Source organism: Hypericibacter adhaerens, assembly GCF_008728835.1.
Taxonomy (GTDB): Bacteria; Pseudomonadota; Alphaproteobacteria; order Dongiales; family Dongiaceae; genus Hypericibacter; species Hypericibacter adhaerens.
The window spans coordinates 3260530-3287409 of record NZ_CP042582.1 but is presented as its reverse complement, the minus strand read 5'-3'; the positions used below and the strand labels follow the sequence as shown (position 1 = coordinate 3287409).

Here is a 26880-nt window from a genome sequence, read left to right as displayed (position 1 = left end):
AAAGAAGACCGGTCGGCGAGCCGGTCCGCCCCAGTGAGGGGAGCCAACCCCTCGCCGTCACGACAGAACAGCAGGGGGACGAGATGGGCAAGCTGGCCCAGAGCTATGTGAGCGGCCTTGGTACGCTGCCGCTGATCGGCGACACGATCGGGGTGCATCTCGATCGCATCGCGCAACGCTGGCCCGACCGCCCGGCGCTGGTGGTGCGCCAGCAGCAGGTGCGCTGGAGCTATCGCGAGTTCAACGAGCGGGTGGACGCCATGGCGGCCGGCCTCGTCGCCCTCGGCTTCGCGCCCGGGGAGCGGATCGGAATCTGGTCGCCCAACAATGCCGAATGGGTGCTGACCCAGTTCGCCACCGCCAAGGCGGGGCTGATCCTGGTCAATATCAACCCGGCCTATCGGCTGCACGAGCTCAAATATGCGCTGAACAAGGTCGGTTGCCGTGGCCTGATCCTCGCGAGCGCCTTCAAGACCAGCGACTACATCGCCATGATCCGCGAGGTCTGCCCCGAGCTGGTCTATTCGCAGCCGGGCGCGCTCGAATCCAAGTCGGCGCTGAACCTGCGCTGGGTCATCCGGCTCGGCACGGAAAAAACTCCCGGCATGGCCAACTTCGCCGACATCGCGGCGGCGGCGACGCCGGCCTCGCGCGAGCGCCTCGCCGGGCTCGCGGGCGAGCTGCAGTTCGACGATCCGATCAACATCCAGTTCACCAGCGGCACCACCGGCAATCCCAAGGGCGCCACGCTCACCCACCACAACATCCTGAACAACGGCTTCTTCATCGGCGAGGCGATGCGCCTCACCGAGCAGGACCGGCTCTGCATCCCGGTGCCGTTCTATCACTGCTTCGGCATGGTGCTGGGCAATCTCGCCTGCGTCACGCACGGCGCCTGCATGGTGATCCCGGGCGAGGGCTTCGACCCGCTGGCCGTGCTGCAGACCGTATCGGAGGAGCGCTGCACGGGCCTCCATGGCGTGCCGACCATGTTCATCGCCGTGCTCGATCATCCGGAGTTCGCCAGGTTCGACCTCACGAGCCTGCGCACCGGCATCATGGCCGGCAGTCCCTGCCCGATCGAGGTGATGAAGCGCTGCACCACCAGGATGCATATGAACGAGATCACCATCGCCTACGGCATGACCGAGACCAGCCCGGTCAGCTTCCAGAGCTCGTTCGACGACCCGAACGAGCGGCGCGTCTCGACCGTGGGGCGCATTCATCCGCATTTGGAGGTCAAGATCGTCGACCTCGAGGGGAAGATCGTGCCGCCGGGCAGACCGGGCGAGCTGCTGACGCGCGGCTATTCGGTCATGCGCGGCTACTGGGACGACGAGGCCCGGACACGCGAGGCCATCGACGAGGCGCGTTGGATGCATACCGGCGATCTCGCCACCATCGACGAAGAGGGCTATTGCAACATCGTCGGCCGCATCAAGGACATGGTGATCCGCGGCGGCGAGAACATCTATCCGCGCGAGATCGAGGAGTTCCTCTACGCCCATCCCAAGATCAGCGACGTGCAGGTGTTCGGCGTGCCCGATCCGAAATATGGCGAGCAGCTCTGCGCCTGGATCCGCGTCAAGTCGGGCGAGGCGCTGACGGCAGAGGAGGTCGTCGGCTTCTGCAAGGGCCAGATCGCCCACTACAAGATCCCGCAGCATATCCGCTTCGTCGACGCCTTCCCCATGACCGTCACGGGCAAGGTGCAGAAATTCATCATGCGGCAGAGGATGGCGGAGGAGCTGGGCGTGGCGGAGGCCAAGACCGCCTGAACCTCGGCGGGTCGCCTCAGCTCGAGGAGAGGCGGGTCTCGCGCGGGGTCTCGTTGAAGCGGGCCCGATACTGGGTCGAGAAGTGCGACTGGCTGGTGAAGCCGCAGGAGAAGGCGATCCATTGCAGCGTCATGGCGTGCTGCGGGTCGCTCAGGATCCGCCGGCGCGCCTCCTGCAGCCGCACCTCCATCAGCCAGCGGCCGAAGGTCGTACCGTTGCGCTCGAACAGCTTGTGCAGGTAGCGCAGCGAGATGCGGTGATTGAGCGCCACCGCGACGGGCGACAGCTCGTGATCGCCGAGATTCTCCCGCAGATAGCCGCAGATGCGCTTGAACATCGCGGCCATCAAGGACCGGTCGTCGAAATCGCGATGGCCCTTATGCTCGGCGCTGTCCAGCATCAGGCCCAGCAGGTCGAGGATGTTCTCGGAAAGCTGCGAGGCGATGCCGCTCGGCCATTCGCTCTCCGAGCGCATCAGCTTCAGCGCCATGTCGCTCACGATGGCGCCGAGCACGGGATTGGCCACGTCGAACTGCGCGCAGAGATCGTCGATCGCCGGCACCCGGCTGCGCATCAGCGGGGCCGGCACCTTGATGGTGACGTTCTCGAACCCGTCCGGGCAGGCGGCCTCGTAGAACTCGGAGGAGCGGAGGATCACGACATTGCCGGGATCGATGAAGCCGGCCCGGCCGCGCTGATCGAAATAGAGCTTCTCGCGGATCGGGAAGAGGAAGACGAAATTGTCGGCGCTGTCCGACTTGGCGGCCTCGGCATAGCGGAAGACGCGCTGCTGGTTGGCGCGGAAGTTGGACAGGCCAAGGCGGCCCAGCGGCAGCTCGATCATCTCGCCCGAGACGAAATCGTCGAGCCGGGGCTTCACGTCGACCGAGTAATAGACCTCCGCCATATACTCGCGCCAGACATCCACCGTACTCTCGGCGGGCACCCCTGTTGTCGAAAATGTTCTCGCACCAGCAGGCACGCTCACCTCGTCGGCTTGATCGGGCGTGAGATGTGCAGCGCAAAAAGTATGGGACAGAAACCAGGGCAAGTCGAGGCCTCACCCCGCCCATCTTCCGGCTACCGCTGCGATGCACCCGGGCACGCGCCGGACGGGCCGATCTTCAAGCCGGGGCAACCTCTGGCATGGATTCCTAAGCTGCCCTCCGATCAAAGTGCACCCAGGAGCAATGGAATGTGCATTGACATGAAAGACAGCGCCGAGAGCCCTCTCGTATCATGATTTCTCGCAACCGTCCGGCAATGGGCGGATGGGCAAGAAGAAGCAGGACGCCGCGCATTTGCCGCGGTGCAACAAGCTGGGTTCTGGGGAGGAACCGGTCTCATGGCGATCAGAGTCACTCGACGCAATGTCATCAAGGGAATGGCGGGCGCGGCCGCGGCGACAACCCCGGTCTTTTCGCCTTATGTCCTGAAGTCGGCCTGGGCGGCCGATCCGATCGTGCTCGGATTGCCGATCGCGCAGACGGCGCAGGCCGGCGTGGCCGACCATCAGGACCATTGGAATGGTTCGATCCTGGCGCAAGAGGAGATCAACGCCGCCGGCGGCATCCTCGGCCGGAAGCTCGAGCTCAAGGTCGTCGACATCGATCCGCTGTCGCCGGAAAGCTGCCAAGTCTCGATCAAGGCGCTGACGGACGCCAAGGTTCACGCCATCTCCTGCGCCTTCACCCTGGCGCCGATCCCGACGGCTGACGCTTCGGTCAAGTACAAGTGCCCCTTCCTCTGGGGCGTGACCCAGCGCAACTACACCGAAGAGGTGGCGAAGAATCCGGACAAATACAGCCATTGCTTCCAGACCGATCCGTCGGAGGTGCATTACGGCTACACCTTCCCGATCTTCCTGAAGGACATGAAGGATCGGGGCCTGTGGAAGCCGCTCAACAACGGCGTCCATATCGTCCAGGAGCAGATCGCCTACAACCAGACGATCTCCAAGGCGCTGCAGGAGGCGCTGCCCAAGAGCGAGTTCACCCTCGCCAAGGTGACCGACATCCAATACCCGGTCCAGGACTGGGGCCCGGTGATCCAGGACATCAAGAAGACCGGCGCCGGCGCGGTCATGATCGACCATTGGGTCGCGGCCGAATATGCGGCTTTCGTGAAGCAGTTCCAGGCCGATCCGCTCAAGGGCGCGCTGGTCTATCTGCAATACGGTCCCTCGCAGCCGGAGTTCCTGGAGCTGGCCGGAAAGGCGGCCGAAGGCTTCGTCTGGAGCACTGTGCTCGGCGTCTATGCCGACGAGAAGGGCACCGAGTTCCGCAACAAATACAAGAAGCGGTTCCCCGGCGTCATGGGGCTCGTCTACACGGGCAACAGCTACGACACCGCCTATTACCTGAAGGCGGCCTGGGAAGCCGTGGGCGATCCGAACAAGTTCAAGGAGGTCTGCGACTGGATCCGGGTCAATCCCTTCCGCGGCGTCTGCGGCTACATGGACATGAACAACAAGTATCAGGAATGCGCCCATTTCCCCGATGACGGCAATCCGGTCTCGGCGACCGAGCTCGAGAAGGGCATGGGCCAGCTCTATTTCCAGGTGCAGGACGTCGAGCACAAGATCATCTATCCCGATCCGCTGAAGGAAGTGACCCTGCGTCCGGCGCCATGGATCTGAATCGCGAGGGTGGGGCGCGGCGGCCGGAGCCGCCGCGCTCCGGCGAGCCGCTCTTCGCCTGCGAGAACATCAGCCTCGATCTCGGCGGCCGGGAGATCCTCCGCGATATCTCGCTCTCGGTGGGGCGGGGCGAGGTGCTGGGCATCATCGGGCCCAACGGCGCCGGCAAGACCAGTCTGTTCGAGGTGCTCTCGGGGCGCATGCCGCCCAAATCGGGCCGCGTCCTCTTCAAGGGGCGCGACGTCACGAGGCTGGCCTTGCATGAGCGGTCCCGGCTCGGCATCGGGCGGACCTACCAGACGCCGGTGGTGCCCGAGGAGCTCACGGTCGGCGAGACGCTCAAGGCGGCACGCCAGGCCTATCGCCCTTTCCTGACGCGCCATCACGCGGAGTGGGGCGCCGAGCTGGTGCGGTTCCATATCGACGAAGAGCGCCCGACGGCCAATCTCGATACGCTGGATCGCCGCAAGCTGCTGCTGGCCTGCCTGCTGATGCGCCGGCCGCCGCTGATCCTGATGGATGAGCCGGCTGCCGGGCTGATCAATTCCGAGGTCGATGAGTTCGACGATCTGATCCGCGTGCTCTCCAAGGAGATGAACGTGGCGATCATCATCGTCGAGCACCGGATCGAGCTGCTCGACACCATCGCCGACCGGGTCATGGTGATGGACGCGGGCGAGGTGATCTCCGAGGGCGATCTCGCCCGCGTGCTGGCCGATCCGAAGGTCCATGCGGCTTATTTCGAGAATGTCGAAGAGGGCACGCTCGAAGAGACGCAAAGCCACGCGGCCTGAGCGGCGGATACCGGGGCAAATCGCAGATGGCCATGGGACAGCAAGCGCAACGCAGCGAACGGCGCGAGGTTCTGAATGTGAAGGGCCTGTCGGCGGGCTACGGGCCGATGCGCGTCATCCACGATCTCGACCTGATCGTCTATTCGGGCGAGCGGGTGGGGCTGGTCGGGCTGAACGGCCACGGCAAATCGACCCTGTTCCTCGCCATCGCCGGCCTGACGGGGTGGCAGCGCGGCTCGATCCGGCTCAACGGGGCCGAGGTCGGCGGCACCCGCAGCCAGGGGCCCGGGCGCTACACCCATCTGGTGGTGAAGAGGGGGCTGGCCCTGATCCCGCAGGGCGACGAGATCTTCACCGGCCTCACGGTCGAGGAACATCTCGACAGCGGCGCCTTCACCCGTCGCGCCTGGCGCGACCGGCAGGAGCGCAAGAAGAAGGTCCTGCAGATCTTTCCGCCCCTGAAGAAGCTGATGGGGACCGCCGTCGGCCGCCTCTCCGGCGGCGAGCGGCGCATGGTGGCGATCGGGCGCGGCCTGATGGCCGAGGCCTCGCTCTATCTGGTGGACGAGCCGTCGCTGGGGCTGGCGCCCAAGATCGGCAAGGGCGTGCTCGACGCGCTGATGAGCGTCGAGCTGGGCGATTCCGCGATGATCATCGCCGAGCAGAACGTGGCCCTCCTGGAACGCCGGGTCGACCGGGTGCTCGGCATGCATGTGGGCAAGCTCAAAGGGGAGGCCGCGGCCGCCCTGGCCTATCAGACGAGAAGGGAGATCTGACCCATGGATTGGGGCTTCGTCTTCGCCAACGCCCTGACGCTCGCCTGCATCTACGGCACGCTGGCGATCGGGATCTCGATCACATGGTCGAGCCTGGGCCTCATCAACATGGCCTATGGGTTCATCTTCTCCATCTCGGGCTATGGCGCCTGGCTGACGGCGCAGCATATCTCCGAGAACGGGCTCATCGTGATCCTGGCCGGGGTCCTGACCGGCGCCGTCAGCGGCATGGTGGTCTGCGCGCTGGCCTTCATCCCGATCCACGACAAGCCCAACTTCACCGTTCGCGGGCTGATCGCGACGCTGGCCATCAGCATGATCGGAACCCAGGCGCTGCTCTGGTATTTCGGGCCGCGCTCCAAGAGCCTGCCGCCGCTCTTCGGCGACTGGTCGCTGCCGATCCTCGGCATGAACATGACGGCCGACAAGGTCGGCGCCGTCGTCTCCTCGATCGTCCTGCTGGCCGTGGTGCTGGCCTGGATGCGGTCGAGCCGGCGCGGCCTCGAGATCCGGGCCATGATGATGAACCCGCATGCGGCCGCCATCGTCGGCATCGGCGTCAGGCGCACCGGCTTCTATGTGATGGCGCTGACCGGCGGGCTGGCCGGCCTCGCCTCGGTCCTGCTGTCCCAGACCTACTACATCGGGCCTTTCAGCGGCATCACTCCCATGATCAAGGGCGTCAGCGTCGCGCTCTGCGGCGGCCTCGGCAGCGTGCTGGGCGCCGTCATCGCCGCGGGGCTTCTGGGCATCAACGAAGCGATGACCTCGCTGCTGCTGGGCGGGCATATCGTGCTGATCACCCAGTTCCTGCTCATCATCATCATCCTGCTGATCCGTCCGCGCGGGATCGCAGGCATCCTCGATCGGGCGCGCGAGGCCTGAGCTCGTCATGACCGGAACTTGGACCGACCCGACTTCGGCCTTCGATCCCGAGAAGCCCTTCAGGACCGTCACCACCGACGACTACATGTCGCCGGAGGCGATCTGGGACGAGACCCGGCGCTTCAAGGTGCCGACCTACGGCGTCGGGCGGCTGCGCTACTATTACAAATGGCCGGGCCACGGCTCCATGCTGTGGCGGCGCCTGCGCTACTGGCCCACGCGCCGCACGGTCCTGCGCTTCAGGGGCGAATACAACCCCAAGACCCTGCGCCGCGAGAAGACCATCGTCGACAAGCGGCCGATCTGGTGGATCCTCGGCTTCATCGCCATGGCGATCGCGCCGCTCTTTGCGCCCGAGGAGGGGCAGGGGGCGCTCCTGGCCGCCGCCGCCGTATTCTTCATCTATGCCGCGATCAATCTCTGCTGGATGCTGATCATCGGCACGGCGGGAATCTTCTCGCTGGCGAGCTTCGCCGTCGCCGGTGCCGCCGCCTACGGCTCCGCGCTGCTCTCCATCCAATTCGGGCTGCCCTGGTGGACCCTGCCGATATTGGGCAGCGTGATCGGGCTCGTCTTCGGCATCATCATCGCCATACCGGCGATACGCCTGGAAGGGTTCTACTACGCGCTTCTGACCCTGGGGCTGGTCGAGCTCTGCCGCGTCTATGTGATCCAGTCGAAGGTCTTCGGCTCGGCGACGGGCGGGCTTTATGGCGCCGACAGCTATATCCCGGAGGACTGGTCCGAGCATGCGCAGCTCATGCTGGGCTATTACGCCTCGGGCGCCGTCATGCTGGCGGCGCTCACCCTGTTCCGCTTCGTCAACGGCAAGCGGCTGGGCCGCATCCTGCGGATGGCGCCGGAGAAGCGCGAGGCCTTCGCCGAGGCGGTCGGGGTCAATTACCGGGCGGCTCGCATCTGGGTGTTCCTGATCTCTTCGCTGGCGATCGGCGCGATCGGCGGGTTCTACGCCGCGCATTTCCGCGGCGCCTCGCCCAACCTGTTCGCCTTCGACACGCTGCTGCTGTCGCTCTCGATGCTGGTGATCGGCGGGTTGGGCCGGGCCGAGGGCGCCGTGGTCGGCACGCTGATCGTGGTCTTCGTCGACCGCGTGCTGATCGATTGGGGCCCGCTGCGGCTGGTGCTGATCGGCTGCCTGATGCTGTTCGTGGTGCTGTTCCTGCGCGGCGGCCTGTTCGGCATCAAGCCGCAGTTCCGCGCCTGGCGGGACAAGAAGAAGAGCGAGCGGCGCTCGTCGCGCGCCGAGAAAGGGGGAGAGATGCTGCCCGAAGAAGCCACCGAAACACCCGACAAGGACCTGCTGTTCTTCCGCCGCTTCGACAAGATGCAGCGCGAGTTCCTGAAGAAGCTCGTCACCGATCAGGTGATCGCGGAACATCGCCAGAATCCCCTGGGCCAGCACAGCGAGGCGCTCGAGCGCCTGCTGACCTATTTCCGCCGCCAGCCGACGGTCGAGAAATACGCCATCACCGTGGTGGAGCCGTTCAAATCCTATCGGCTCGTGGCGCTCTCGGGCGTGCGCGGCGTGGCGCCGCGGCTGGTCGAGGACAAGATCTACCATTCGCCCGAGGAGGCCCATCATGGCCTGTTCCTCCGCCGGGTTCAGGATCTCCTGGAATCCTGACCCCGTCCTTATCGAGCAGTCCCGGCTGAATCTTCCTTCGGATCGCGGCAATGGCACAAATCAAGGTCTTCGGCTACAGCGACAAGATCTCGGTCAAGGCGGGCGACGAGATCAGCTTCCATGCGACGGTGGACGGCACGGATCGCGCGAAAGCGCAGCTCGTGCGGCTGATCCATGGCGATCAGCACCCGGAAGGCCCCGGCTTCATCGAGGAGGAGGTCAAATCCTCGATCGACGGCGAATGGGCGATCAAGAAGCAGTTCACGCAGGTCGGATCCTTCCTCAAGGTCGCGGACCCGGGGCGCAAGCTGGCGCTCGACGGCAGCTTCACGCTGTTCGGCTTCATCTGGCCCAGCCTCCATGGCGAGGGCGTGCGCGAGGCGCTGATCGGGCGCTGGGATCTCTTCCGCAACGAGGGCTACTGCCTCGGCATCAACCAGAAGGGCGCGCTGGAATTCTGGGTCGGCGACGGCAAGGAGATCGACTATGTCGCGGCCGAGGTGCCGCTAATGCGGAAGATCTGGTATTTCGTCGCGGTCAGCTATGACGCGGGTTCGGGCCAGGCGACGATCTACCAGGAGGGCGTGCTCAACCGCTACAACAGCCTCCTCGGCAAGGTGGCGCCGGTCGATTACCGCTCCCATGTGCGCGAGACCCTGCGGTTCCGCGCCAAGAACGCGCCCGACATCCCCTTCCTCGTCGCCGGCGCCCAGGACTGGCACGAGCTCCGCGGTCATTTCGTCAGCCAGAACTACAACGGCAAGATCGACCGGCCGGGCGTCTATGGCCGCGCGCTCAGCCGCGAGGAGCTCGACCGGCTCCGCAACGGCGAGCCGCCGTCCGCGGAGGGGCTGATCGCCTATTGGGACAGCAGCAAGGGCTATACCGATCGCGGCATCGGCGACCGGGTGGTCGATACCGGGCCGAACGGCCTCCATGCCGAGGGCTATAACCGCCCGGTTCGCGCCCAGACCGGCTGGAACTGGAAAGGGCGGAACGATTGCTTCCGGCTGGCGCCGGAGGAATATGGCGGCATCGAGTTCCATGCCGACGCGATCCTCGATTGCCGATGGGAGGTGGCGCGGCGCTTCACCATCCCGGCCGACCTGAAGAGCGGCGTCTATGCCGTGCGGCTCCGGGCCGGCGACGGCTCCGGGCTGGGCGAAGAATATATCGTCTTCTTCGTGCGGGCCGCGGTGCCGAAGGCGCGGATCGCCTTCCTGGTGCCGACCGCGAGCTATCTCGCCTATGCCAATGAGCGGCTGAGCTTCGACGCCCAGATGGTGCAGCCGATCATGGGTCAGGCGCCGATCGTCTCCGAGGTCGATATCGAGCTCTACCAGACCCGCGATTTCGGCCTCTCGACCTACGACGCCCATGCCGACGGCGCCGGCGTCTGCTACAGCTCCTATCGCCGGCCGATCCTCAACATGCGCCCGAAATGCCGCATGGCCTCCATGGGGATCACCTGGCAGCTCGCGGCGGACCTGTCGATCGTCGGCTGGCTCGAGCATCTGAAATACGATTACGAGATCGTCACCGACGAGGATCTCCATTTCGGCGGGCTGAAGGCGATCGAGCCCTACAAGCTGGTGATCACCGGCAGCCATCCCGAGTACTATTCGGAGGAGATGCTCGACGCCTCCGAGGACTTCGTCGCGGGCGGCGGCCGGCTGATCTATATGGGCGGCAACGGGTATTACTGGAACATCGCCTTCCGGCCCGAGGAACCCTGGGTCATGGAGGTGCGCAAGCTCGATTCCGGCATGCGCGCCTGGAACGCCCGGCCGGGCGAGCATTACCTGCAGACGACCGGCCAGAAGAGCGGCCTCTGGAAGAATCTGGGCCGGCCGCCGCAGAAGCTCACGGGCGTCGGCTTCATCTCGCAGGGGTTCGATTCGGCGCGGCCCTTCCGGCGTATGCCCGACAGCTGGCATCGCACCGTCGCCTGGATCACCGAGGGGATCGAAGGCGAGGTCATCGGCGATTTCGGCCTCGCCCATGGCGGTGCCGCCGGCATCGAGATCGACCGCTACGATCTGAGCCTGGGCACGCCGCCCCACGCCAAGATCATCGCCTCATCGGGCGGTCACAGCGACAATTATGCGCTGGTGGTGGAGGAGGTGCTCTATGCCTATCCGGGCATGACCGGCACCTTCGATTACCGCATCCGCGCCGACATGGTCTATTTCACGGCGCCCAATCATGGCGGCGTGTTCTCGACCGGCTCGATCGGATTCAGCGGGGCGCTGCCGCACAACCGCTTCGACAACAATGTCTCGAAGCTGCTGAAGAACGTGGTGGACGCCTTCGCCAAGGAGGGACCGCTGCCCGGCTGGAGCTGGGTTGCCGAGGAGAAGCAGTGGCGATGACGACGGATTGAGGCGGGGCTGACGCGCGGCAGGCAAGTCGCGCTTTAGATGCGAAGGGCGTGGGCGACAGGGTCGCCCACGCCCTTCGGCTTTCCGCCGGAGAAAGAATCAGGCCGATTTGGCGCGGGCGCCGTCGACGCTCCAGGCGCCGGGGCCGGCCGCCGCGAAGAACAGGAACACGAAGCAGTAGAGGGCCGCGAGCTCGCCGCCGTTCTGGATCGGGAAGACCGAGTTCGGGAAGTGCACGTAGAAGAACGCCACCGCTGTGAAGCCCGACAGAATAAAGGCAACGGGCCGTGTGAAGAGGCCGATGACGAAGAGGATGCCGCCGATCAGCTCGATCCAGCCGGCGATGCCGATCAAGGAGAAGCTGGGCACGCTCGACATCTCCGTCAGCGGGAAGCCCAGATGCTTGGTGGTTCCATGCTCCAGCAGGAACAGTCCCGTCATGATGCGAAGCAGGCCTTGCGCGCGCGACGTCCAGGCCGCGCCGATCTGATCGAAAGTCGTCATGTGGTCCCCCACCCTGATGTGATCCCTGAGTGACGAAAGGCACGTGCTGCATAATCCTCTAGCGATGCCCGATTCGCCATGCCTTGTGACCCCGACTCGCCCAGAATCGGGTGAGCAGGTATCGGATGGGAAACCAGTTTTCCATGGTGTTCCCCGGATGGGCCGGGTAAGACCAACGGCCTGTGCATCGCAACAAATTCTATCGAGGGCCCGCCCGTGGGGGACGGAAGGGACATCGTCATCGGCATCGATCAGGGCACGACCAACACCAAGGCCGTGGCGATCGACAGGCAAGGACGGGTGCTGGGCCAGGCGGAGCGGCCCATCGCCTCGGCCTCGCCGCGGCTGGGCTGGGTCGAGCAGGACCCGAACGCCATGCTGGCGAACGGTGTCGCCTGCGTGGGCGAGGTGCTGGCCGGGCTCGGCCGCGGCCCGGGCTCGGTCGCGGGCCTCGGCATCGCGAACCAGACCGAGACCCTGGTCGTCTGGGACAGCCGGACCGGCGAGCCCGTGCTGCCGGCGATCGTCTGGAAATGCCGGCGCGGCGATGCCGAGCTCGCATCGTTGCGACGCGGCGAGACGGTGGCACTGCTGCGCCGCAAGACCGGGCTCGATCTGGACCCGACCTTCACCGCGGCGAAGCTCCGGTGGATTGCGGCTCATCGTCCGGAGATCGCGGCCCGGCTGGCCACAGGCGATTGCCTCTTCGGCACGGTCGATGTCTGGCTGATCTGGAAGCTCACGGGCGGCGCCACTTATGCGACCGAACCCGGCAACGCTTCGCGCACCATGCTGCTCGATATCGCGAAGGCCACGTGGGACCCCGATCTCGCGGCGCTGTTCGATCTGAAGCTGGCGCGGTTGCCCGAGCTGCGGCCCTCGGCCGGCGCCTTCGGCGAGACCGCGCGCGCGTTCTTCGGTGCGGCCGTCCCGATCACCGCCGCGATGGGCGACCAGCAGGCGGCCCTCTTCGGCCATGGCTGCTTCGAGCCGTTGCAGCTCAAGGTGACCTACGGCACCGGCGCCTTCCTCTGGGTCAATGCCGGCAGCGATCCGGCGATCGAGGCCACAGACGGGCTGATCCGCACCATCGCCTGGAGCCTCGACCGGCCGACCTATGCGCTCGAGGGCTTCGTGATGTATGCCGGCGCCATCCTCGACTGGCTGGCGACGCGGCTGGGGATCGAGGGCGGCGGGGCGGCGGTGGTGCGCGAAGCGCGACAGGCGGGCCTGAGCGACGGCGTCGTGCTGGTGCCGGCCTTCCAGGGGCTGGCGGCGCCCTGGTGGCGCCCGGAGGTCCGTGCCGGCCTCATCGGCATGACCGAGGCCACCACGCGCGCCCATCTCTGTCATGCCGGGCTGGAGGCCCTGTGCTATCAGATCCGTGCCGTGCTCGAGGGCGTGCGTCGCTCGACCGGCCGGCCGATCGGCACGGTGCGGATCGATGGCGGCCCGACACGCTCGGATTATCTGATGCAGATGCAGGCGAACATGCTGCAGCAAACCCTGGCCGCTTCGGCCTTCGATTCCATGACGCCTTTCGGCGCCGCCCTGATGGCGGGGCTGGGCGCGGGAGTCTGGCGCGATCTCGGGGAGCTGCGCTCCCTGGTGACGCCGTCGCGGGAGATCGCGCCCGATCCCGGTGAAGCGGCGCGCTGGGATCGCGGCTATGCGGATTGGCGGGCTGCGGCCGAGGCGCTGCTGGGGCTCTACGATCGTCGGCGCACCGCCCCCTGATGTCCCCACCACCCTCAAAGCTCTACGATCTCTTCGTGATCGGCGGCGGCATCAACGGTGCCGCCATCGCCTGCGATGCGGCGGGCCGCGGGCTGGCCGTGGCGCTGGCCGAGGAGCGCGATTTCGCCGAAGGCACCTCCTCGCGCTCCTCCAAGCTCATCCATGGCGGCTTGCGCTATCTCGAGACCTACGATTTCCGGCTGGTGCGCCATGCGCTGCTGGAGCGCGAGATCCTGATGGCCAAGGCGCCGCATCTGGTCTGGCCGATCCGCCTCGTGCTGCCGCATGTGCCGAGCCTGCGGCCGCGCTGGCTGATCCGCCTGGGGCTCATTTTCTACGATTTCCTGGCCCGGCGCCGGCGGCTGCCGCGGTCGCAGGCGATCGATCTGCGCCGGCATCCCTTCGGCCAGGCGCTCAAGACCTCGCTCACCCACGCCTTCGCCTATTCGGATTGCCGCGGCGACGATGCACGCCTCGTGATCGCCAATGTCCAGGGCGCCGCGGCGCACGGCGCCGACATCCTCGCCCGCCACCGGTTCGTTGGCGCGCAGCGCCATCCCGACCGTTGGCGGATCGAGCTGGAGAACAAACTGACCGGCCGGCGGTCGGAGATCGGCGCGAAGCTGCTGGTCAATGCCGCCGGGCCCTGGGTGATCGCCGTCGGCGGCACGGTCGAAGGTGTCGCCACCGCGCGGCGGCTGCGGATGGTGCGAGGCGGCCATATCGTGGTGCCGCGGCAATGGGAAGGCGAGCATGGCTATTTCATCCAGACCCGCGACAACCGGACCATGGAGCTCTTCCCTTACGAGGGCGATTTCACCTCGATCGGCACGACCGACGAGCCCTGGGAGGAGGCGCCCGAGAAGGTGACGGTCTCCGACAAGGAGATCGACTACATGCTCGAGGAGGCGAACCAGTATCTGCGCAAGCCCGTGAGCCGCGCCGACATCGTCTGGCGCTATGCCGGCGTGCGGCCGCTGTTCGAGGTCGGCAGCGGGCGCGACGGCGATCTCTCGACCCTGACGCGCGACTACGCCTTCGAGATCGATGGCGGAGAAGGGCGGGCGCCGGCCTTGACCGTCTTCGGCGGCAAGCTCACGACGCACCGGCGCCTGGCGGAGCATGCGATGGCCGAGCTGGCGCGGTTCTTTCCGTCAATGAGAGACGGGCGAAGCCGCACCGAATCCCTGCCGGGCGGCGATTTCGGCCCCGGCGGCATGGAAGGACACACCGCGGCGTTGCAACATGATGTCGCCTGGCTGCCCGAGAAGCAGCTTCGCCGCTATGTGAAGCTCTATGGCACGAAGGCACGGGCTTTGCTGGGCCCGGCGCGAAGCCTCGCCGATCTCGGCCGTCTCTTCGGCGCCGACCTTTATCAGTGCGAGGTCGACTACCTGATGGATCGGGAATGGGCGCTCGCGGCCGAGGACATCGTCTGGCGGCGCACCAAGCTGGGCTTGCGGATGACGCCTGCCGAGATCGAGGCGCTCGGCATCTATATGGCCTCGCGCCCGCCGGCTTGGAGCCAGGGCGGATACTCGTAGATCAAGGAGCAGCTCTGTTTCGGAGCGGCGGGTTTGTCCAGCAGCGCTAGGCGCTTGTGCCGCCTGTATCCGGCTGGGTCGCAACCAGGCTGTCGATCCTCGAAAGGAACGCCTTCAGGATCGGCGAGCTGTTGGACTGGTGATAGCCGACCGCCACGCCGATCGTCGGCGCCTCGCCCTTGAGGGGGCGGCTCACGACGGACCAAGGCAAGAAGTGCCGCGCGGAAGCCGGCAGCAGCGCCACGCCCCGGGTCGACGCGACCAGCGAGATCGCCATCGCGTAATTGTCGATCTCGAAGGACGGCACGATGTCGATCTTCCGGCGCATGAAGTAGTCCGCGATGACGCCGCGCAGGACGCGCGGCACTTTCGAGATGCCGATATAGGTCTCTCCGATGAAATCCTTGGGGTCGACCGATTTGCGCTGTGCGAGCTTGTGGTCGCTGGGCAGGATCGCAACCAGGGGCTCGTTCGCGATCACCCTGATTTCGATGCCGGGTATCTGCTCGGCGCGAAGAAAGGCGAGGTCGAGCTTGCCCTGCGCGAGCTCGTTTGCCAGCGTCGCGGAATGATCGCTTGAGATCCGGATCTCGATGTTCGCGAGCTCGCCGCGCAGGAGGCCCGTCGCGCGCGGCAGCCAGTCGACCTCCTGGCCCGTCGTGAATCCCACGGCAAACACCTGCTTGGCCGGCTGTGCTGCGCGGCGAGCAGCTTCCGTCGCGGTCTCCGCCTGCATCAGCGCCAGCCGCGCGTGATCAAGAAAGGCGCGTCCGGCCGCCGTCAGCTCGACGCCGTGAACGCTGCGCGTCAGCAGCGGCGTGCCGACCTCGTATTCCAGGTCGCGGATTTGCCGGCTAAGCGAGGGCTGAGCGGTGTGGAGACGTTTCTCGGCGGCGACCGTCAGGCTGCCCTCCTCGGCGACGGCGACGAAATAACGCAAATGGCGAAGCTCCATTCCATACCTCCTGAGTATGGACTGGAGCTTACAAAGTCTTTTTCAAAGGCGCCAGAGCGGCGCAAATAAGCACCCGACAAGCAGAACCCCATCGTCGTCCATGCCTCACTGGCAGGGTGGAGTCCGCCCGGATCGGAGTTTTTGCGATGACCAGCCATACCCATCAGACGGCGCCGACGCGCTATGCCGACGCCAACGGCATCCGCTTCGCCTATCGCCGTTTCGGCAAGGCCGGCGGCGTTCCTCTCGTCTTCAACATGCACTTCATGGGCACCATGGATCACTGGGATCCGGCGGTGACCGACGGCTTCGCCAAGGATCGCGAGGTTATCTTATTCAACAATGCCGGCGTTTCCTCGAGCTCCGGCAAGGTGCCCGGCAGCTTCGCGGAAATGGGCGCCAATGCGATCGCCTTCGTCCGGGCGCTCGGGCTCGGCCAGGTCGACCTGCTCGGCTTCTCGATCGGCGGCCTGGTCGCGCAGGAGACCGCGTTGCGGGCGCCCGACCTCGTCCGCCGGTTGGTCCTGGTGGGCACCGGGCCCCGCAGCGGCGAGAGCATGGATACCGGCACACCGGAGGGTAAAGCGATATTCGGCGCTACCTATGCCGATCCGGACGATCTATGGCTGCGCGTTCATTTCACCCCATCCGAGGCGAGCCAGGCGAAGGGGCGCGCGTTCGTCGAGCGCATCCGGCTGCGCAGCGAGAGCCGCGACCCCGCCGTGACGCCGGAAGCGGCCCTGGCGCAGCGCGCGGCGATCGCCAAGTGGGGCGCCAAACGGGAGAACGCCTGGGACTACCTGAAGGAGATCGGGCAGCCGGCGCTCGTCGTTAACGGCAGCAACGACGTCATCATCTACACGGTCAACTCGTTCATCCTGCAGCAGCATCTGCCGAACGCGCAGCTGATCCTCTACCCGGACTCGGCGCATGGATCGCTGTACCAGTATCCCGAGCTGTTCGTCCGCCACGTCTCGACCTTTCTCGATCAGAAGCAGTGGGCCTGAGCTGTCAGCTTCGCCCATGGAGGGAGAATTGCTATGACCAGCCTCAAAGGGAAAACCGCCCTCGTCACCGGCGCCTCGCGCGGCATCGGCCGTGCCAGCGCACTCGCGCTCGCTAGATCGGGCGCCCAGGTGCTGGTCCATTACGGCCAGGCGGCCAAGGAGGCGGAAGCGGTCGTCGCCGAGATTCGCAAGTCCGGTGGCCGCGCCGACGCGGTTGCTGCCGATCTCGGCGCGCCTGATGGTCCGCATCAGCTGGCGCGACAGGTCCGTGCCATCGTCGGCGACCGCTTGGACATCCTGGTCGCCAATGCCGGCGTCTCGAAAGCGGCCGTGATCGAGGAGACGACGGTCGAGGATTTCGACCGTCTGTTCGCGGTCAATGTCCGCGCGCCGTTCTTCCTGGTTCAGCAATTGCTGCCGATCCTGCATGAGGCCAGCAGCGTCGTGCTGGTGTCCTCTCTGGCGGCCCATGCGGTGGTCGGGACGTTGCCGGCCTATGCCGCGACCAAGGGGGCGATCGACACGCTGGTGAAGCATTTCGCCGCGGCTCTCGGTGCACGCGGCGTGCGCGTGAATGCGGTCGCGCCCGGCGTGGTGGCGACGGACATGTCGTCCTTCGCCAAGACGGACTCGGGCCGCGACTACACCCTCGGCCTGCAGACCTTCAAGCGGGTCGCCCAGCCCGACGACATCGCCGATGCCATCGCGTTCCTCGCCTCGCCCGACTCTCGCTGGATCACCGGCGACACCATCCATGTCGATGGCGGCTCCAAGCTCTGAACCCGGCCTGTCGGCCCCATCGCTCTCAGCCTCAAGAAAGGAATTCGTCATGTCCAGGAAACTCGAAGGCAAGACGGCGCTCGTCACCGGCGGCTCCCGCGGTATCGGCGCGGCGATCGCCAAGCGGCTGGCGGCCGACGGCGCGAAGGTGGCGATCACCTATGCGAAAGGCGCGGACGCGGCCGCCGCCGTCGTCAAGGCGATCGAAGATACCGGCGGCCGGGCGATCGCGATCCAGGCCGACGCCACCGATCCCAAGGCCGTCCAGGCCGCGGTCGACAAGGCGGTCGGCCTGCTCGGCAAGCTCGACATATTGGTGAACAACGCCGGCACGGCGATCCCGAAGAAGTTCGAGGAGACGACGCTCGAGGAGCTGGACCAAGTCATCGACCTCAACATCCGCGGCGTCTTCGTCACGACGCAGGCGGCGCTGAAGCAGATGAACAATGGCGGACGGATCATCTCGATCGGCTCCTGCGTCGGGGAGCGGATGATGACGCCGGGGCTGGTGCCTTACTCGGCGACGAAGAGTGCGATCCGGATGTTCACGCAGGGCCTGTCGCGCGAGGTCGGCGACCGCGGCATCACGGTCAACAATATCCAGCCCGGCCCGATCGACACCGATCTCAATCCGGCCGCGGGCGACTGGGCCGTGCCGCAGAAGGCGGTCACCGCGTTGAACCGTTACGGCAGCGTCGACGAGGTCGCGGCGCTGGTGGCGTTCGTCGCGAGTCCAGAGGCGTCCTACATCACGGGCACGAACCTGACTGTCGACGGCGGCACCAACGCCTGACGGGTGGTTGCGCAGGGATCCAGAACCGGCGTGGCGCCCTCGAGGGCGGGATTGCCGGACCCAAGCCCGGCAATGACCGGGGCGGGTGGCTCAGAACTTCACCTTGTCGCCGCCCTTGAGCTTCAGCATGGCGCGGGCTTCGGCGGGGGAGGCGACGTCGAGCGAGAGCTCGGTCAGGATGGCGCGGATCTTGCGCACCTGCTCGGCATTGCTCTTGGCGAGCTGGCCCGGCCCCAGATAGATGCTGTCCTCGAGCCCGACGCGCACATTGGCGCCCATGGCGGCGCCGATGGTGGCCAGGTTGATCTGATGGCGGCCCGCCGCCAGGATCGACCATTGATAGTCGCTGCCGAAGAGCCGGTCCGCCGTGCGGCGCATGTGGGTCAGGTCCTCGGGATGCGGCCCGATCCCGCCCAGCACGCCGAAGATCGTCTGCACGAAGAGCGGCGGCTCCAGGAGCTTGCGGTCGAGGAAATGGGCCAGCGTGTAGAGATGGCCCACATCGTAGCATTCGCATTCGAAGCGCGTGCCGCAACCCTGACCCAGCTCTTTGATGAAGCGCTCGATCTGGGCGAAGGTGTTGCTGACGATCAGGTCCTTGGTCTTCTCGACATAGGCCTTCTCCCACTCGTGCTGCCAATGCTCGATCTTCTGCGTCACGTGGAAGATGCCGAAATTCATCGAGCCCATGTTGAGCGAGCAGAGCTCGGGGCTTGCGCGCAAGGGCGCCGCGAGGCGGTCCTCCATGGTCATCCCGAGCGAGCCGCCGGTGGTGATGTTGATGACCGCGTCGGTGTTCTGCTTGATGCGCGGCAGGAACTGCATGAACACGTCGGGATTGGGCGTCGGCCGCCCGTCCTTGGGATCGCGCGCATGGAGATGGATCACCGAGGCGCCGGCCTCGGCCGCCGCGATCGATTCGGCCGCGATCTGGTCGGGCGTGATCGGCAGATAGGGCGTCATGGTCGGCGTATGGACCGAGCCGGTCACGGCGCAGGTGATGATGACCTTGCGGGGGGCCTTGCCGTCCTTCGGGGCGGCCGCGGTGGCGGCGCTGCTGGATGTCATGGGCGAGGGAATCCGATCTGGCTGAAATGCGGGGTCTGAACAGGCTGCCGGGGCCGGCCTCGGCCGGTCCCAGCCTTGACTCGCTGGCGACCGGGACCATAGCATCACAGATAACGTGATCACAAGCACCGGAGGGGCGGTGCGGCGGGACGGGGGCGGGAAATCGCCCGCGCGGCCCCGTCCTCCGTCATGGCTCCTCGGGTGCGCAACGGAGCATGTCATGACGGCCACCGGCCTTGCCTCCCGCAGCAGCAACCAGAACCTGGCGTCGGCCCTGCGCGAGGCCGAAGAGCGCTATATCCAGGCCAATCCGAAGAGCGCCGCGATCCACGGTGCCAGCAAGGCGGCCATGCCGGGCGGGAACACCCGCACCACGCTGCATTACTCGCCGTTCCCCGTCTGCATCCGCTTCGCCGAGGGCTCGCGCGTCATCGATGTCGACGGCCACAGCTATGTCGATTTCATCAACGAATATACCGCGGGCGTGCTCGGCCATTCCGAGCCCGCGGTGAAGGCGGCCCTGGCCCAGGCGATCGCCGACGGCCTGACGCTGGGCGGCCCCAGCATCTACGAGCATGAGCTGTCGGCGATCATCTCGCAGCGCTTCAGCTCGATGGAGCGGCTGCGCTTCTGCAATTCCGGCACCGAGGCGAATCTGCTGGCGCTGGCGACGGCGCGCGCCGTGACGGGACGGCCGGCCGTGCTGGTCTTCGACGGCGCCTATCACGGCAGCCTGCTCTATTTCAGCCATGGCGCCTCGCCGCTCAACATGCCGATCCCGTTCGTCACGGCGCCCTACAACGATGCCGAGGCGGCCGTGAAGGCGATCGAGCGCCATGCGCAGGATCTGGCGGCGGTGCTGGTCGAGCCGCTGCAGGGCGGGGCGGGGGCGATCCCGGGCGAGCTCGCCTTCATGCGGGCGCTGCGCGACGCGACGCGCAAGCATGGCATCGTCTTCATCATGGACGAGGTGATGACCTCGCGGCTGTCGCCTTCGGGCGTCCAGGGCCGCCTGGGGATCAAGCCCGACATGACGACGCTCGGCAAATATGTCGGCGGCGGCATGACGATCGGCGCCTTCGGCGGCCGGGCCGACATCATGGAGCGCTTCGACCCGGCGAAGCCCGGCGCGCTGCCGCATGGCGGCACCTTCAACAACAATGTGCTGGCCATGGCGGCCGGCCATGCGGCCTTCACCAAGGTGCTGACGCCTCAGGCGATCGACCGCATGAACGCCCAGGGCGACGATCTCCGCCAGCGCCTCGATGCGCTCGCCAAGACCCGCGGCCTCGCGGTGCAGACGACCGGCCTGGGCTCGATCTTCGCCATCCATTTCCACCGCGGGACCATCCGCAACGGCCACGACCTCGACGAGGGCGAGCGCGGCCGGGAACGCGAGATCAACGATCTGAAGACCCTGTTCCAGCTCGACATGATGGCCCAGGGCCACTACATCAACCGGCGCATCCTCGGCAATCTGTCGCTGCAGACCAGCGCCGCCGACCTCGCTTCCTTCCTCGGCGCGTTCGAGGAGTTCCTCGACAACCGCGCCGAGCTGATCCGGGCCACGGTGCCGTGATCGCGCCGGCCATCCTGCCTGTTCCGCATCGGCCGCGCCGGTCTCCCGGCGGCGGCACGCTGTCCTAGAAACGCGAGAGGCCTTTTGCCATGCCGGATTCGTTGCCGAGCCACGCCCGTGTCGTCGTCATCGGCGCCGGCGTGGTCGGTTCCAGCGTCGCCTATCACCTGGCGGCGCAAGGCTGCAAGGATGTGGTGCTGCTCGAACGCTCGAAGATCGGCAGCGGCACGAGCTGGCATGCCGCCGGCAACATGGAGACCTATCGCGCGGACCCGCTCATCGGCGAGATGATCCGCTACGGCGTCGATTTCTATCCGCGCATCGAGGCAGAAACCGGGCAGGCGCTGGGCTGGCGCCGGTCGGGCCGGGTCATGTACACCTGCGATCCCGACCGCGTCGCCTATTTCCGCGGATTGCCGGCCTTGGGCGAGGCGAGGGATGTCGAGATCGAGTATCAGACGCCGCGCCAGGTCGCCGAGAAGCTGCCGGTCATCACCGACAAGGGCATCCTGGCGGGCGCCTGGATCCCCAGCGATGGACGCATCAACCCGACCGACCTCGCGACCGCCATGGCGCGCGGCGCCAAGATGCGCGGGGTCAAGATCATCGAGGACATGCCGGTCACCGGCATGACCACCAGGAACGGCCGGATCGCGTCGGTCCAGACGGCGAAGGGCGAGATCAAATGCGAGGCGATCGTGATCGCCTCCGGCCTCTGGTCGGCGCAGCTCGGCGCCATGATCGGCGTGAAGATCCCGCTCCACGCGGTCCAGCATCACTATATCCTCACCAAGCCGATCGACATCGTCACCCGCGACCTGCCGCTCTTCATCTCCTATGACGAATTCATCTACGGCCGCGAGGATGTGGGCGGGCTCCTGGTCGGCTTCTTCGACAAGAACGCCATCCCCGTCGGCCCCGGCGATCTGCCTCGCGACTTCTCCTTCGGCCTGCTCGACAGCAACTGGAACCAGATCGAAGCGAACATGCAGATCGCGCTGGAGCGGTTTCCGGTGCTGCACAATGCCGAGATCCGCACCCTGCTGAACGGGCCCGAGAGCTTCACGCCCGACATGCAGATGCTGCTGGGCGAGGCGCCCGCGGTGCGGGGCTGCTATCTCGCCTGCGGCATGAACTCGAGCGGCATCGCGCTCTCGGCCGCGGCGGGCAAGCTCACGGCCGAATGGATCCTCGAGGGCCGCCCCAGCCTGGATGCGACCAAGCTCGATATCCGCCGCTTCGCCGACAGCCAGAGCCTCGTCCGCTATGCCCGCGCGCGGGCGAGCGAGGTGGTCACGCATATGTGCAAGTTCGCGGCGCCGGACCTGGACTTCGCCGACGCGCGCGGCCTGCGCCGCTCGCCGCTCCATGCGGCGCTCGCGGCCGAGGGCGCGCGTTTCGTCACGGTCCAGCAATGGGAACGTCCGATCTGGTTCGCCAGGGAAGGGGCCGGCGGCATGGCCTCGGTCAGCCCCGAGATCACGGCCGCCGAGAGCAGCGTGGCGCTGTTCGACCGGTCGAGCGATGCCAAGCTGATGCTCGAGGGCCCGCGCGCCGGAAACCTGCTGGCCAAGCTGAGCGGCGCCGCGGGCGATCTTCCGGTCGGCGGCGCGGCATTCGCGCCGATGCTGAACCCCAAGGGCGGCGTCGAGGTGCTGGCCGGCGTCGCGCGCCTGGCGGAGCAGCGCTGGCTGCTGCTGGCCGAGCCGGAGCAGGCGACGCGGCTGCGCTCCTGGATCGAATGGCACCGGCCGGCCTCGGGAACGGTGCTGACCGATGTCACCTCGGGCTGGGCCGCGCTGGCATTGGCGGGCCCGCATTCGCTGGCGCTGGCGAACGAGCTGGCCGGCCGCAAGCTCGAGCTCAATGGAACGGCGCAGCGCGTCGAGCTCGGCTATGCGCCGGTGCTGTCTCTCCCCTGGCTGCGCTGGGCCAGCCTCTATCTGCTGGTGCCGACCGAGTTCGCGGCGGATCTTCATGACAGGCTGGTGGAGGCGGGCCGGAGCCTGGGCCTGCGCCATGCCGGCTCGCTCGCGGCCGCCGCGCTTGCCACGCGCCATGGCATCCCGCAATTCGGCGCCGAGGCGAGCCCGCAGATCTCCGTCGTCGCGGCGGGCCTCGACCGGCTGCTCGATGTCGAAGGCAATCGCGGCTTCATCGGCCGCACCGCCGTGATCCGCGACCGCAAGCGGCAGAAGGGTCGCGAGGTGCGCTCCTTCTCGGCTGCCGTCACGGCGCCGTCGATCTTCGCCAGCGCGCCGGTCCTTCATCGCAAGCGGCTGGTCGGCTTCGTCACCAGCGGCGCTGTGATCCCGTCGCTGGGCAAGGCGATGCTGATGGGCCTGGTCGATCGCAAGGCCGATCCGGGCGGCTGCCAGATGCTGATGCAGGGCGAGTATTACCCGCTGACACCGTGGGACAGAACGGGCCTTTGACCGCCGGCCGTCCCTATCGGGCGGCCGCCTGCTTCGAGGAGGAAACGATGTTCAAGCGCATACCCAATGAGCTGATCGGCGGCTTCAGCGACGCCGTCATCGTCGATATGGGCGAATACTCGACCATCTATATCTCCGGCATGATCGGGCATGACGCCAACGGCAAGATCACGGCCAAGGATTTCGAGGGCGAGACCAGGCAGTGCTGGGACAATATCGCCCGTGCCCTCGAGCGCAGCGGCGCCGGCCTCAAGGACGTGGTGCGCATCACCGCCTATCTAACCGACCTCGCCGACTACCCCGTCTATGCCAAGGTGCGCCGCGCGCTGTTCGAGGCCAACCCGCCGGCCAGCGCCAGCGTGAAGGTTGCGGGCCTTCTGCTGAATGCGCGGCTCGAGGTCGATGCCATTGCGATCGTGAAGAACAAGCGCGGCAAAGCCTGACGCGCCTCCTCCAGACCGGATTCAATCAAGATCGGATAGGGCCGCCCCATGGCGCTCAACAGCATCGAAGAAACCTATCGAAGCCGTACGCCGAAATCGGCCGCGCTCCTCGACCGGGCCAACCGCTCCATGCCGGGCGGGCTTACCCGCAATTTCGGCTTCTTCCGGCCCTATCCGGTCGTGCATCAGCGGGGGCAGGGGCCTTATCTCTGGGATGTCGACGGCAACCGCTATGTCGATCTCAATTACAACGGCCTGAGCCTGATCCACGGCCATGCCTACAAGCCGATCGCGCAAGCCCTGGCCCAGGCCACCGAGAACGGCTGGGCCTGGCTCGGCACCAATCTGCCGCAGATCGAGTTCGCCGAGGCGCTCTGCAAGCGCATCAAGATCTTCGAGAAGGTGCTGTTCACCAATTCCGGTACCGAAGCCAGCATGCTGGCGGTCAAGATGGCGCGCGGCTTCACCGGCCGGCCGCTGATCCTCAAAGCCCATGGCGGCTATCACGGCACCTACAGCGATCTCGAGGCCGGGCTCCATGGCCAGGGCGAGATCGCGGGCCATACGCTGCTGGCCGAATTCAACAACGTCGAATCGTTCGAGCGCGTCTTGGCCCAGCATGGCCCCAGGATCGCGGCGGTCGTTCTGGAACCGGTCATGTATACCGGCGTGGTCATGCCGGCCCTGCCGGGTTTCCTCAACCAGGTGCAGGCGGCGGCACGCAAGGCGGGTGCGCTCTTCGTGCTCGACGACTGCCTGATGCTGCGCCTGGCCTATGGCGGCTCGGCCGAGAAGTTCGGGCTCGAGCCCGACATCACCTTCCTCGGCAAGTTCGTGGGCGGCGGCATGCCGGTGGGAGCCGTGGGCGCGCGCCGCGAGATCATGGACCTCGCCGATCCCGGCCGGGCCGGGGGCATCTATCATGGCGGCTCCTTCAACGGGAACGTGCTGGCGAGCGTGGCGGGCCGGATCGCGGTCGAGCATCTGACCGCCGAGCGCATCCAGCGCATGGACGCCCAGGCCGACCGGATCAAGCAGGCGCTGGAAGCCAGGGCCAAGGCGGTCGGCCTGTCGCTCTATATGCTCTGCGAAGGCTCGGTGATGGGGCTCTATTTCTCGGCCACCAAGCCCAGGCCGGGCGGCGAGCTGCCCAATCCGGAGCTGAGCGGCCGCTACCACCTGGCCTGCCTCAATCACGGCGTGCAGATGGGGCCGGGCGGCATGGTCTCGATGTCGACGGCCATGACCGACGAAGCGGTGGCCGAGGCGATCGCCGGCATGAGCGCCGCGCTCGAGGACGTCCGTCCCTGAGGGCCTCCGGCCCTCAGACGCGCAGGTATGCCGGCCGCAGCTTGATCTCGATCCAGCGGATCGCGTGGGCCGCGCCCAGGCTCATGAGGTAGTAGATCAGGCCCACCAGCATGTAGGTGTCCATGCTGCGGAAGGTGTTCGAGATGATGTAGTTGCCGTGGCGCAGCAGCTCCTCGACCGAGATGAAGGACACCAGCGCGCAATCCTTCAGCAGCGAGATGAAATAGCCGCCGACGGTGGGGAGCGCGATCACCGCCGCCTGCGGCAGGATGATCTTCCGGTAGATCTGGGTGCGCTTCATTCCCAGCGCCAGGCCGGCCTGCATCTGGCCGGAATCGATCGCCAGGATGGCGGCGCGGAACACCTCGCTCAGATAGGCGCCGAGATTGAAGCTGAGCCCCACGACGCCCGCCCAGAAGGCGGGCAGGCGGATGTCGATCTCGGGCAGGGTGAAATAGACGAAGAGCAGGATGACGATCAGCGGCACGCCGCGGCAGATATTCACGTAGATCCGCACGATCAGCCGCGCGACCTTTCCGCCGGCAATCGCCGCGATCGCGGAGGCGACACCGATCGCGATGCCCAGCACCATGCTGCAGAAGGTGAGCTCGAGCGTGACCACGGCGCCGCTGAGCAGGAAGGGCAGATATTTGGGAATGAATTCGGTGACGAAATAGATCACGGGGTGGGTGCCTCCCGGGCCGAGCGGACAGCAAATGGGCGTCGCGGCGCAGGGGCCGCGACGCCCATCGATACTACAACGACGATGGTCTCATCCGCCGAGGCGGTTATTTCGTCATCATCGCTTCCTTGGAGAGCGATTCGTCCCAGACCCCGTATTTCGTCAGGATCGCCTTGCGGGTGCCGTCGGCATCCATCGCGTCGAGCGCGTCGTTGAGCGCCTTCAGCAGGGCCGTGTCCTCCTTGCGGACGCCGGCACCGTCGCCGCCGTACTTGTAGGGCGCCTTGGCCTGGGCATCCTGCCATTTCTCATCGGCGGCGAGGTTGTAGACGCCGCCGATGGTGCGCAGGTCCGGGGTCACGCTGAGCTGGCCGCCGTAGCTGGTGTTGTCCATGATGACGGCGTCGACCTGGCCCGCATGCAAGGCCAGGAAGCAGCCGGCCGGATCGTTGAAGGTCTTGATGTCCTTGCCGATGCCCTTGGAGACCAGGTTCTTGGCCTGGAACTCCTCGACGGTGCCGAGCGGCGCCGCCAGCGTCTTGCCGGCGAGATCCTCGGGCTTCTGGAAGGGCGAGTCCTTTTTCACGACGATGCGGTCGCTCTCGAAGTAGTAGGGCCGGGTGAACTCGATCCCGGCGCCCTGGCGGCGCTCCTCGGTCACGGTCATGCCCGAGAAGATGATGTCCCAGCGCTTGGCCTTGAGGCCCGGGATCAGCGTCTCCCATTCGACCGAGACCATCTCGACCTCGGCGACGCCGAGCTTCTTGATGATGTATTGCAGCATCTCCCATTCCATGCCGCCGTAGCTGCCATCCTCGTTCTTGAAGAGCCAGGGCCTGAGGCCCAGGACGCCCGTGCCGACGATCAGCTTGTTGCGCTTCTTGATCTCGTCGAGCGTGTCGGCGCGGGCGGTGCCCGCAAGCAGCCCGGTCGCCCCGGCCGCCACGACCGCGGCCGTGGTCGCCAGGAATGTCCGGCGTGTCAGTCTCGTGGAATGCGTAGTCATGGTCGTTCCTCCCCTGTTGCCGCGCCACCCGCGCCTGGGAGGTTTCCCATGCCGGCCGGCTTCGTTCTTGACCGCCCGCCATGACCTCGGCGGGCCGCAAAGCGCCCTCAGCGATGCCGGTCTGTCGCCGGCTTGGCCC

General features: G+C 66.6%; 22 protein-coding genes. 16 read left to right on the top strand and 6 right to left on the bottom strand.

The annotated features are described in order from the left end of the window. Positions 1-83: 83 nt before the first annotated feature. The gene (locus FRZ61_RS14435) at positions 84-1778 is read left to right on the top strand and encodes an AMP-binding protein (RefSeq protein ID WP_151118396.1); all 1695 of its coding nucleotides are present in this window, start codon (positions 84-86) and stop codon (positions 1776-1778) included. A 16-nt stretch (positions 1779-1794) separates the two neighbouring features. Here the strand turns inward: FRZ61_RS14435 and FRZ61_RS14430 are convergent, their stop codons facing one another. Continuing rightward, positions 1795-2724, bottom strand: coding sequence for an AraC family transcriptional regulator (locus tag FRZ61_RS14430; RefSeq protein WP_151118395.1), 930 nt, complete (start codon positions 2722-2724; stop codon positions 1795-1797). Positions 2725-3123: 399 nt separating this feature from the next. Here FRZ61_RS14430 and FRZ61_RS14425 point away from each other — a divergent pair, with 399 nt between their 5' ends. Genes FRZ61_RS14425 through FRZ61_RS14400 form a run of 6 tightly spaced genes read left to right on the top strand, consistent with a single transcriptional unit; the run spans position 3124 to position 10888 of the window. Then, positions 3124-4416 carry an ABC transporter substrate-binding protein gene (locus tag FRZ61_RS14425; RefSeq protein ID WP_151118394.1) on the top strand — a complete coding sequence of 431 codons (1293 nt, stop codon included), beginning with the start codon at positions 3124-3126 and terminating at the stop codon, positions 4414-4416. Continuing rightward, entirely contained in the window at positions 4407-5210 is an 804-nt protein-coding gene (locus tag FRZ61_RS14420) for an ABC transporter ATP-binding protein (RefSeq protein WP_151118393.1), read from the top strand. Before FRZ61_RS14425 ends, FRZ61_RS14420 begins: the two co-directional genes overlap by 10 nt. Before the next feature lie 32 nt (positions 5211-5242). After that, entirely contained in the window at positions 5243-5986 is a 744-nt protein-coding gene (locus FRZ61_RS14415) for an ABC transporter ATP-binding protein (protein WP_151118392.1), read from the top strand. A 3-nt stretch (positions 5987-5989) separates the two neighbouring features. Further along, complete coding sequence (locus FRZ61_RS14410; RefSeq protein ID WP_151118391.1) at positions 5990-6871, top strand: branched-chain amino acid ABC transporter permease; 882 nt, start codon at positions 5990-5992, stop codon at positions 6869-6871. Positions 6872-6878: 7 nt separating this feature from the next. Next, on the top strand, positions 6879-8516 hold the full coding sequence (locus FRZ61_RS14405) for a branched-chain amino acid ABC transporter permease (RefSeq protein WP_151118390.1): 1638 nt from the start codon (positions 6879-6881) through the stop codon (positions 8514-8516). Positions 8517-8566: 50 nt separating this feature from the next. After that, positions 8567-10888: a N,N-dimethylformamidase beta subunit family domain-containing protein gene (locus FRZ61_RS14400; protein WP_151118389.1), complete on the top strand. Its 2322-nt coding sequence runs from the start codon at positions 8567-8569 to the stop codon at positions 10886-10888. A gap of 108 nt (positions 10889-10996) precedes the next feature. On the opposite strand, the gene FRZ61_RS14395 is transcribed toward FRZ61_RS14400, so the two are convergent. Then, the gene (locus FRZ61_RS14395; RefSeq protein WP_151118388.1) at positions 10997-11401 is read right to left on the bottom strand and encodes a DoxX family protein; all 405 of its coding nucleotides are present in this window, start codon (positions 11399-11401) and stop codon (positions 10997-10999) included. A 216-nt stretch (positions 11402-11617) separates the two neighbouring features. On the opposite strand from FRZ61_RS14395, the gene FRZ61_RS14390 reads away from it, so the two are divergent. Together FRZ61_RS14390 and glpD are read left to right on the top strand one after the other, a co-directional pair. After that, positions 11618-13138, top strand: a complete 1521-nt coding sequence (locus FRZ61_RS14390) for an FGGY-family carbohydrate kinase (RefSeq protein ID WP_151118387.1) — start codon at positions 11618-11620, stop codon at positions 13136-13138. Then, positions 13138-14682 carry a glycerol-3-phosphate dehydrogenase gene (gene glpD / locus FRZ61_RS14385; protein ID WP_151118386.1) on the top strand — a complete coding sequence of 515 codons (1545 nt, stop codon included), beginning with the start codon at positions 13138-13140 and terminating at the stop codon, positions 14680-14682. Before FRZ61_RS14390 ends, glpD begins: the two co-directional genes overlap by 1 nt. A gap of 46 nt (positions 14683-14728) precedes the next feature. Here the strand turns inward: glpD and FRZ61_RS14380 are convergent, their stop codons facing one another. Then, the gene (locus tag FRZ61_RS14380) at positions 14729-15637 is read right to left on the bottom strand and encodes a LysR family transcriptional regulator (RefSeq protein ID WP_151118385.1); all 909 of its coding nucleotides are present in this window, start codon (positions 15635-15637) and stop codon (positions 14729-14731) included. Positions 15638-15783: 146 nt separating this feature from the next. Between FRZ61_RS14380 and FRZ61_RS14375 the strand changes: the two genes are divergently transcribed. From FRZ61_RS14375 to FRZ61_RS14365, 3 genes are read left to right on the top strand one after another with little or no spacing between them, the layout of a single operon-like run. Continuing rightward, entirely contained in the window at positions 15784-16644 is an 861-nt protein-coding gene (locus tag FRZ61_RS14375) for an alpha/beta fold hydrolase (protein ID WP_151118384.1), read from the top strand. A gap of 33 nt (positions 16645-16677) precedes the next feature. Next, on the top strand, positions 16678-17424 hold the full coding sequence (locus FRZ61_RS14370; RefSeq protein ID WP_151118383.1) for an SDR family NAD(P)-dependent oxidoreductase: 747 nt from the start codon (positions 16678-16680) through the stop codon (positions 17422-17424). Between the two features lie 49 nt (positions 17425-17473). Then, positions 17474-18217, top strand: coding sequence for an SDR family NAD(P)-dependent oxidoreductase (locus FRZ61_RS14365; protein ID WP_151118382.1), 744 nt, complete (start codon positions 17474-17476; stop codon positions 18215-18217). 90 nt (positions 18218-18307) lie between these two features. Here FRZ61_RS14365 and FRZ61_RS14360 read toward each other — a convergent pair whose 3' ends face one another. After that, positions 18308-19285 carry a BKACE family enzyme gene (locus FRZ61_RS14360; protein WP_151118381.1) on the bottom strand — a complete coding sequence of 326 codons (978 nt, stop codon included), beginning with the start codon at positions 19283-19285 and terminating at the stop codon, positions 18308-18310. Positions 19286-19505: 220 nt separating this feature from the next. Here FRZ61_RS14360 and FRZ61_RS14355 point away from each other — a divergent pair, with 220 nt between their 5' ends. The 4 genes from FRZ61_RS14355 to FRZ61_RS14340 all read left to right on the top strand — a co-directional run bounded on the left by FRZ61_RS14355 (position 19506) and on the right by FRZ61_RS14340 (position 25053). Continuing rightward, on the top strand, positions 19506-20864 hold the full coding sequence (locus FRZ61_RS14355) for an aspartate aminotransferase family protein (RefSeq protein WP_151118380.1): 1359 nt from the start codon (positions 19506-19508) through the stop codon (positions 20862-20864). Positions 20865-20953: 89 nt separating this feature from the next. Continuing rightward, a complete protein-coding gene (locus FRZ61_RS14350) occupies positions 20954-23299 on the top strand; it encodes an FAD-dependent oxidoreductase (protein ID WP_151118379.1) in 2346 nt (781 codons plus the stop codon). Between the two features lie 47 nt (positions 23300-23346). Beyond that, positions 23347-23742, top strand: coding sequence for a RidA family protein (locus tag FRZ61_RS14345; RefSeq protein WP_151118378.1), 396 nt, complete (start codon positions 23347-23349; stop codon positions 23740-23742). Between the two features lie 48 nt (positions 23743-23790). After that, positions 23791-25053 carry an aspartate aminotransferase family protein gene (locus FRZ61_RS14340; protein ID WP_151118377.1) on the top strand — a complete coding sequence of 421 codons (1263 nt, stop codon included), beginning with the start codon at positions 23791-23793 and terminating at the stop codon, positions 25051-25053. A gap of 13 nt (positions 25054-25066) precedes the next feature. Here the strand turns inward: FRZ61_RS14340 and FRZ61_RS14335 are convergent, their stop codons facing one another. Together FRZ61_RS14335 and FRZ61_RS14330 are read right to left on the bottom strand one after the other, a co-directional pair. Then, on the bottom strand, positions 25067-25735 hold the full coding sequence (locus FRZ61_RS14335; RefSeq protein WP_151118376.1) for an amino acid ABC transporter permease: 669 nt from the start codon (positions 25733-25735) through the stop codon (positions 25067-25069). Between the two features lie 106 nt (positions 25736-25841). Further along, positions 25842-26741, bottom strand: a complete 900-nt coding sequence (locus tag FRZ61_RS14330) for a substrate-binding periplasmic protein (RefSeq protein ID WP_151118375.1) — start codon at positions 26739-26741, stop codon at positions 25842-25844. Positions 26742-26880 lie beyond the last annotated feature (139 nt).

Bases quoted from the DNA above. Each gene is read 5' to 3' on its own strand.
- FRZ61_RS14435 (WP_151118396.1), top strand. From the start codon at position 84: ATGGGCAAGCTGGCCCAGAGCTATGTGAGCGGCCTTGGTACGCTGCCG.
- FRZ61_RS14425 (WP_151118394.1), top strand. From the start codon at position 3,124: ATGGCGATCAGAGTCACTCGACGCAATGTCATCAAGGGAATGGCGGGC.
- FRZ61_RS14420 (WP_151118393.1), top strand. From the start codon at position 4,407: ATGGATCTGAATCGCGAGGGTGGGGCGCGGCGGCCGGAGCCGCCGCGC.
- FRZ61_RS14415 (WP_151118392.1), top strand. From the start codon at position 5,243: ATGGGACAGCAAGCGCAACGCAGCGAACGGCGCGAGGTTCTGAATGTG.
- FRZ61_RS14410 (WP_151118391.1), top strand. From the start codon at position 5,990: ATGGATTGGGGCTTCGTCTTCGCCAACGCCCTGACGCTCGCCTGCATC.
- FRZ61_RS14405 (WP_151118390.1), top strand. From the start codon at position 6,879: ATGACCGGAACTTGGACCGACCCGACTTCGGCCTTCGATCCCGAGAAG.
- FRZ61_RS14400 (WP_151118389.1), top strand. From the start codon at position 8,567: ATGGCACAAATCAAGGTCTTCGGCTACAGCGACAAGATCTCGGTCAAG.
- FRZ61_RS14395 (WP_151118388.1), bottom strand. From the start codon at position 11,401: ATGACGACTTTCGATCAGATCGGCGCGGCCTGGACGTCGCGCGCGCAA.
- glpD (WP_151118386.1), top strand. From the start codon at position 13,138: ATGTCCCCACCACCCTCAAAGCTCTACGATCTCTTCGTGATCGGCGGC.
- FRZ61_RS14380 (WP_151118385.1), bottom strand. From the start codon at position 15,637: ATGGAGCTTCGCCATTTGCGTTATTTCGTCGCCGTCGCCGAGGAGGGC.
- FRZ61_RS14375 (WP_151118384.1), top strand. From the start codon at position 15,784: ATGACCAGCCATACCCATCAGACGGCGCCGACGCGCTATGCCGACGCC.
- FRZ61_RS14370 (WP_151118383.1), top strand. From the start codon at position 16,678: ATGACCAGCCTCAAAGGGAAAACCGCCCTCGTCACCGGCGCCTCGCGC.
- FRZ61_RS14365 (WP_151118382.1), top strand. From the start codon at position 17,474: ATGTCCAGGAAACTCGAAGGCAAGACGGCGCTCGTCACCGGCGGCTCC.
- FRZ61_RS14360 (WP_151118381.1), bottom strand. From the start codon at position 19,285: ATGACATCCAGCAGCGCCGCCACCGCGGCCGCCCCGAAGGACGGCAAG.
- FRZ61_RS14355 (WP_151118380.1), top strand. From the start codon at position 19,506: ATGACGGCCACCGGCCTTGCCTCCCGCAGCAGCAACCAGAACCTGGCG.
- FRZ61_RS14350 (WP_151118379.1), top strand. From the start codon at position 20,954: ATGCCGGATTCGTTGCCGAGCCACGCCCGTGTCGTCGTCATCGGCGCC.
- FRZ61_RS14345 (WP_151118378.1), top strand. From the start codon at position 23,347: ATGTTCAAGCGCATACCCAATGAGCTGATCGGCGGCTTCAGCGACGCC.
- FRZ61_RS14340 (WP_151118377.1), top strand. From the start codon at position 23,791: ATGGCGCTCAACAGCATCGAAGAAACCTATCGAAGCCGTACGCCGAAA.
- FRZ61_RS14330 (WP_151118375.1), bottom strand. From the start codon at position 26,741: ATGACTACGCATTCCACGAGACTGACACGCCGGACATTCCTGGCGACC.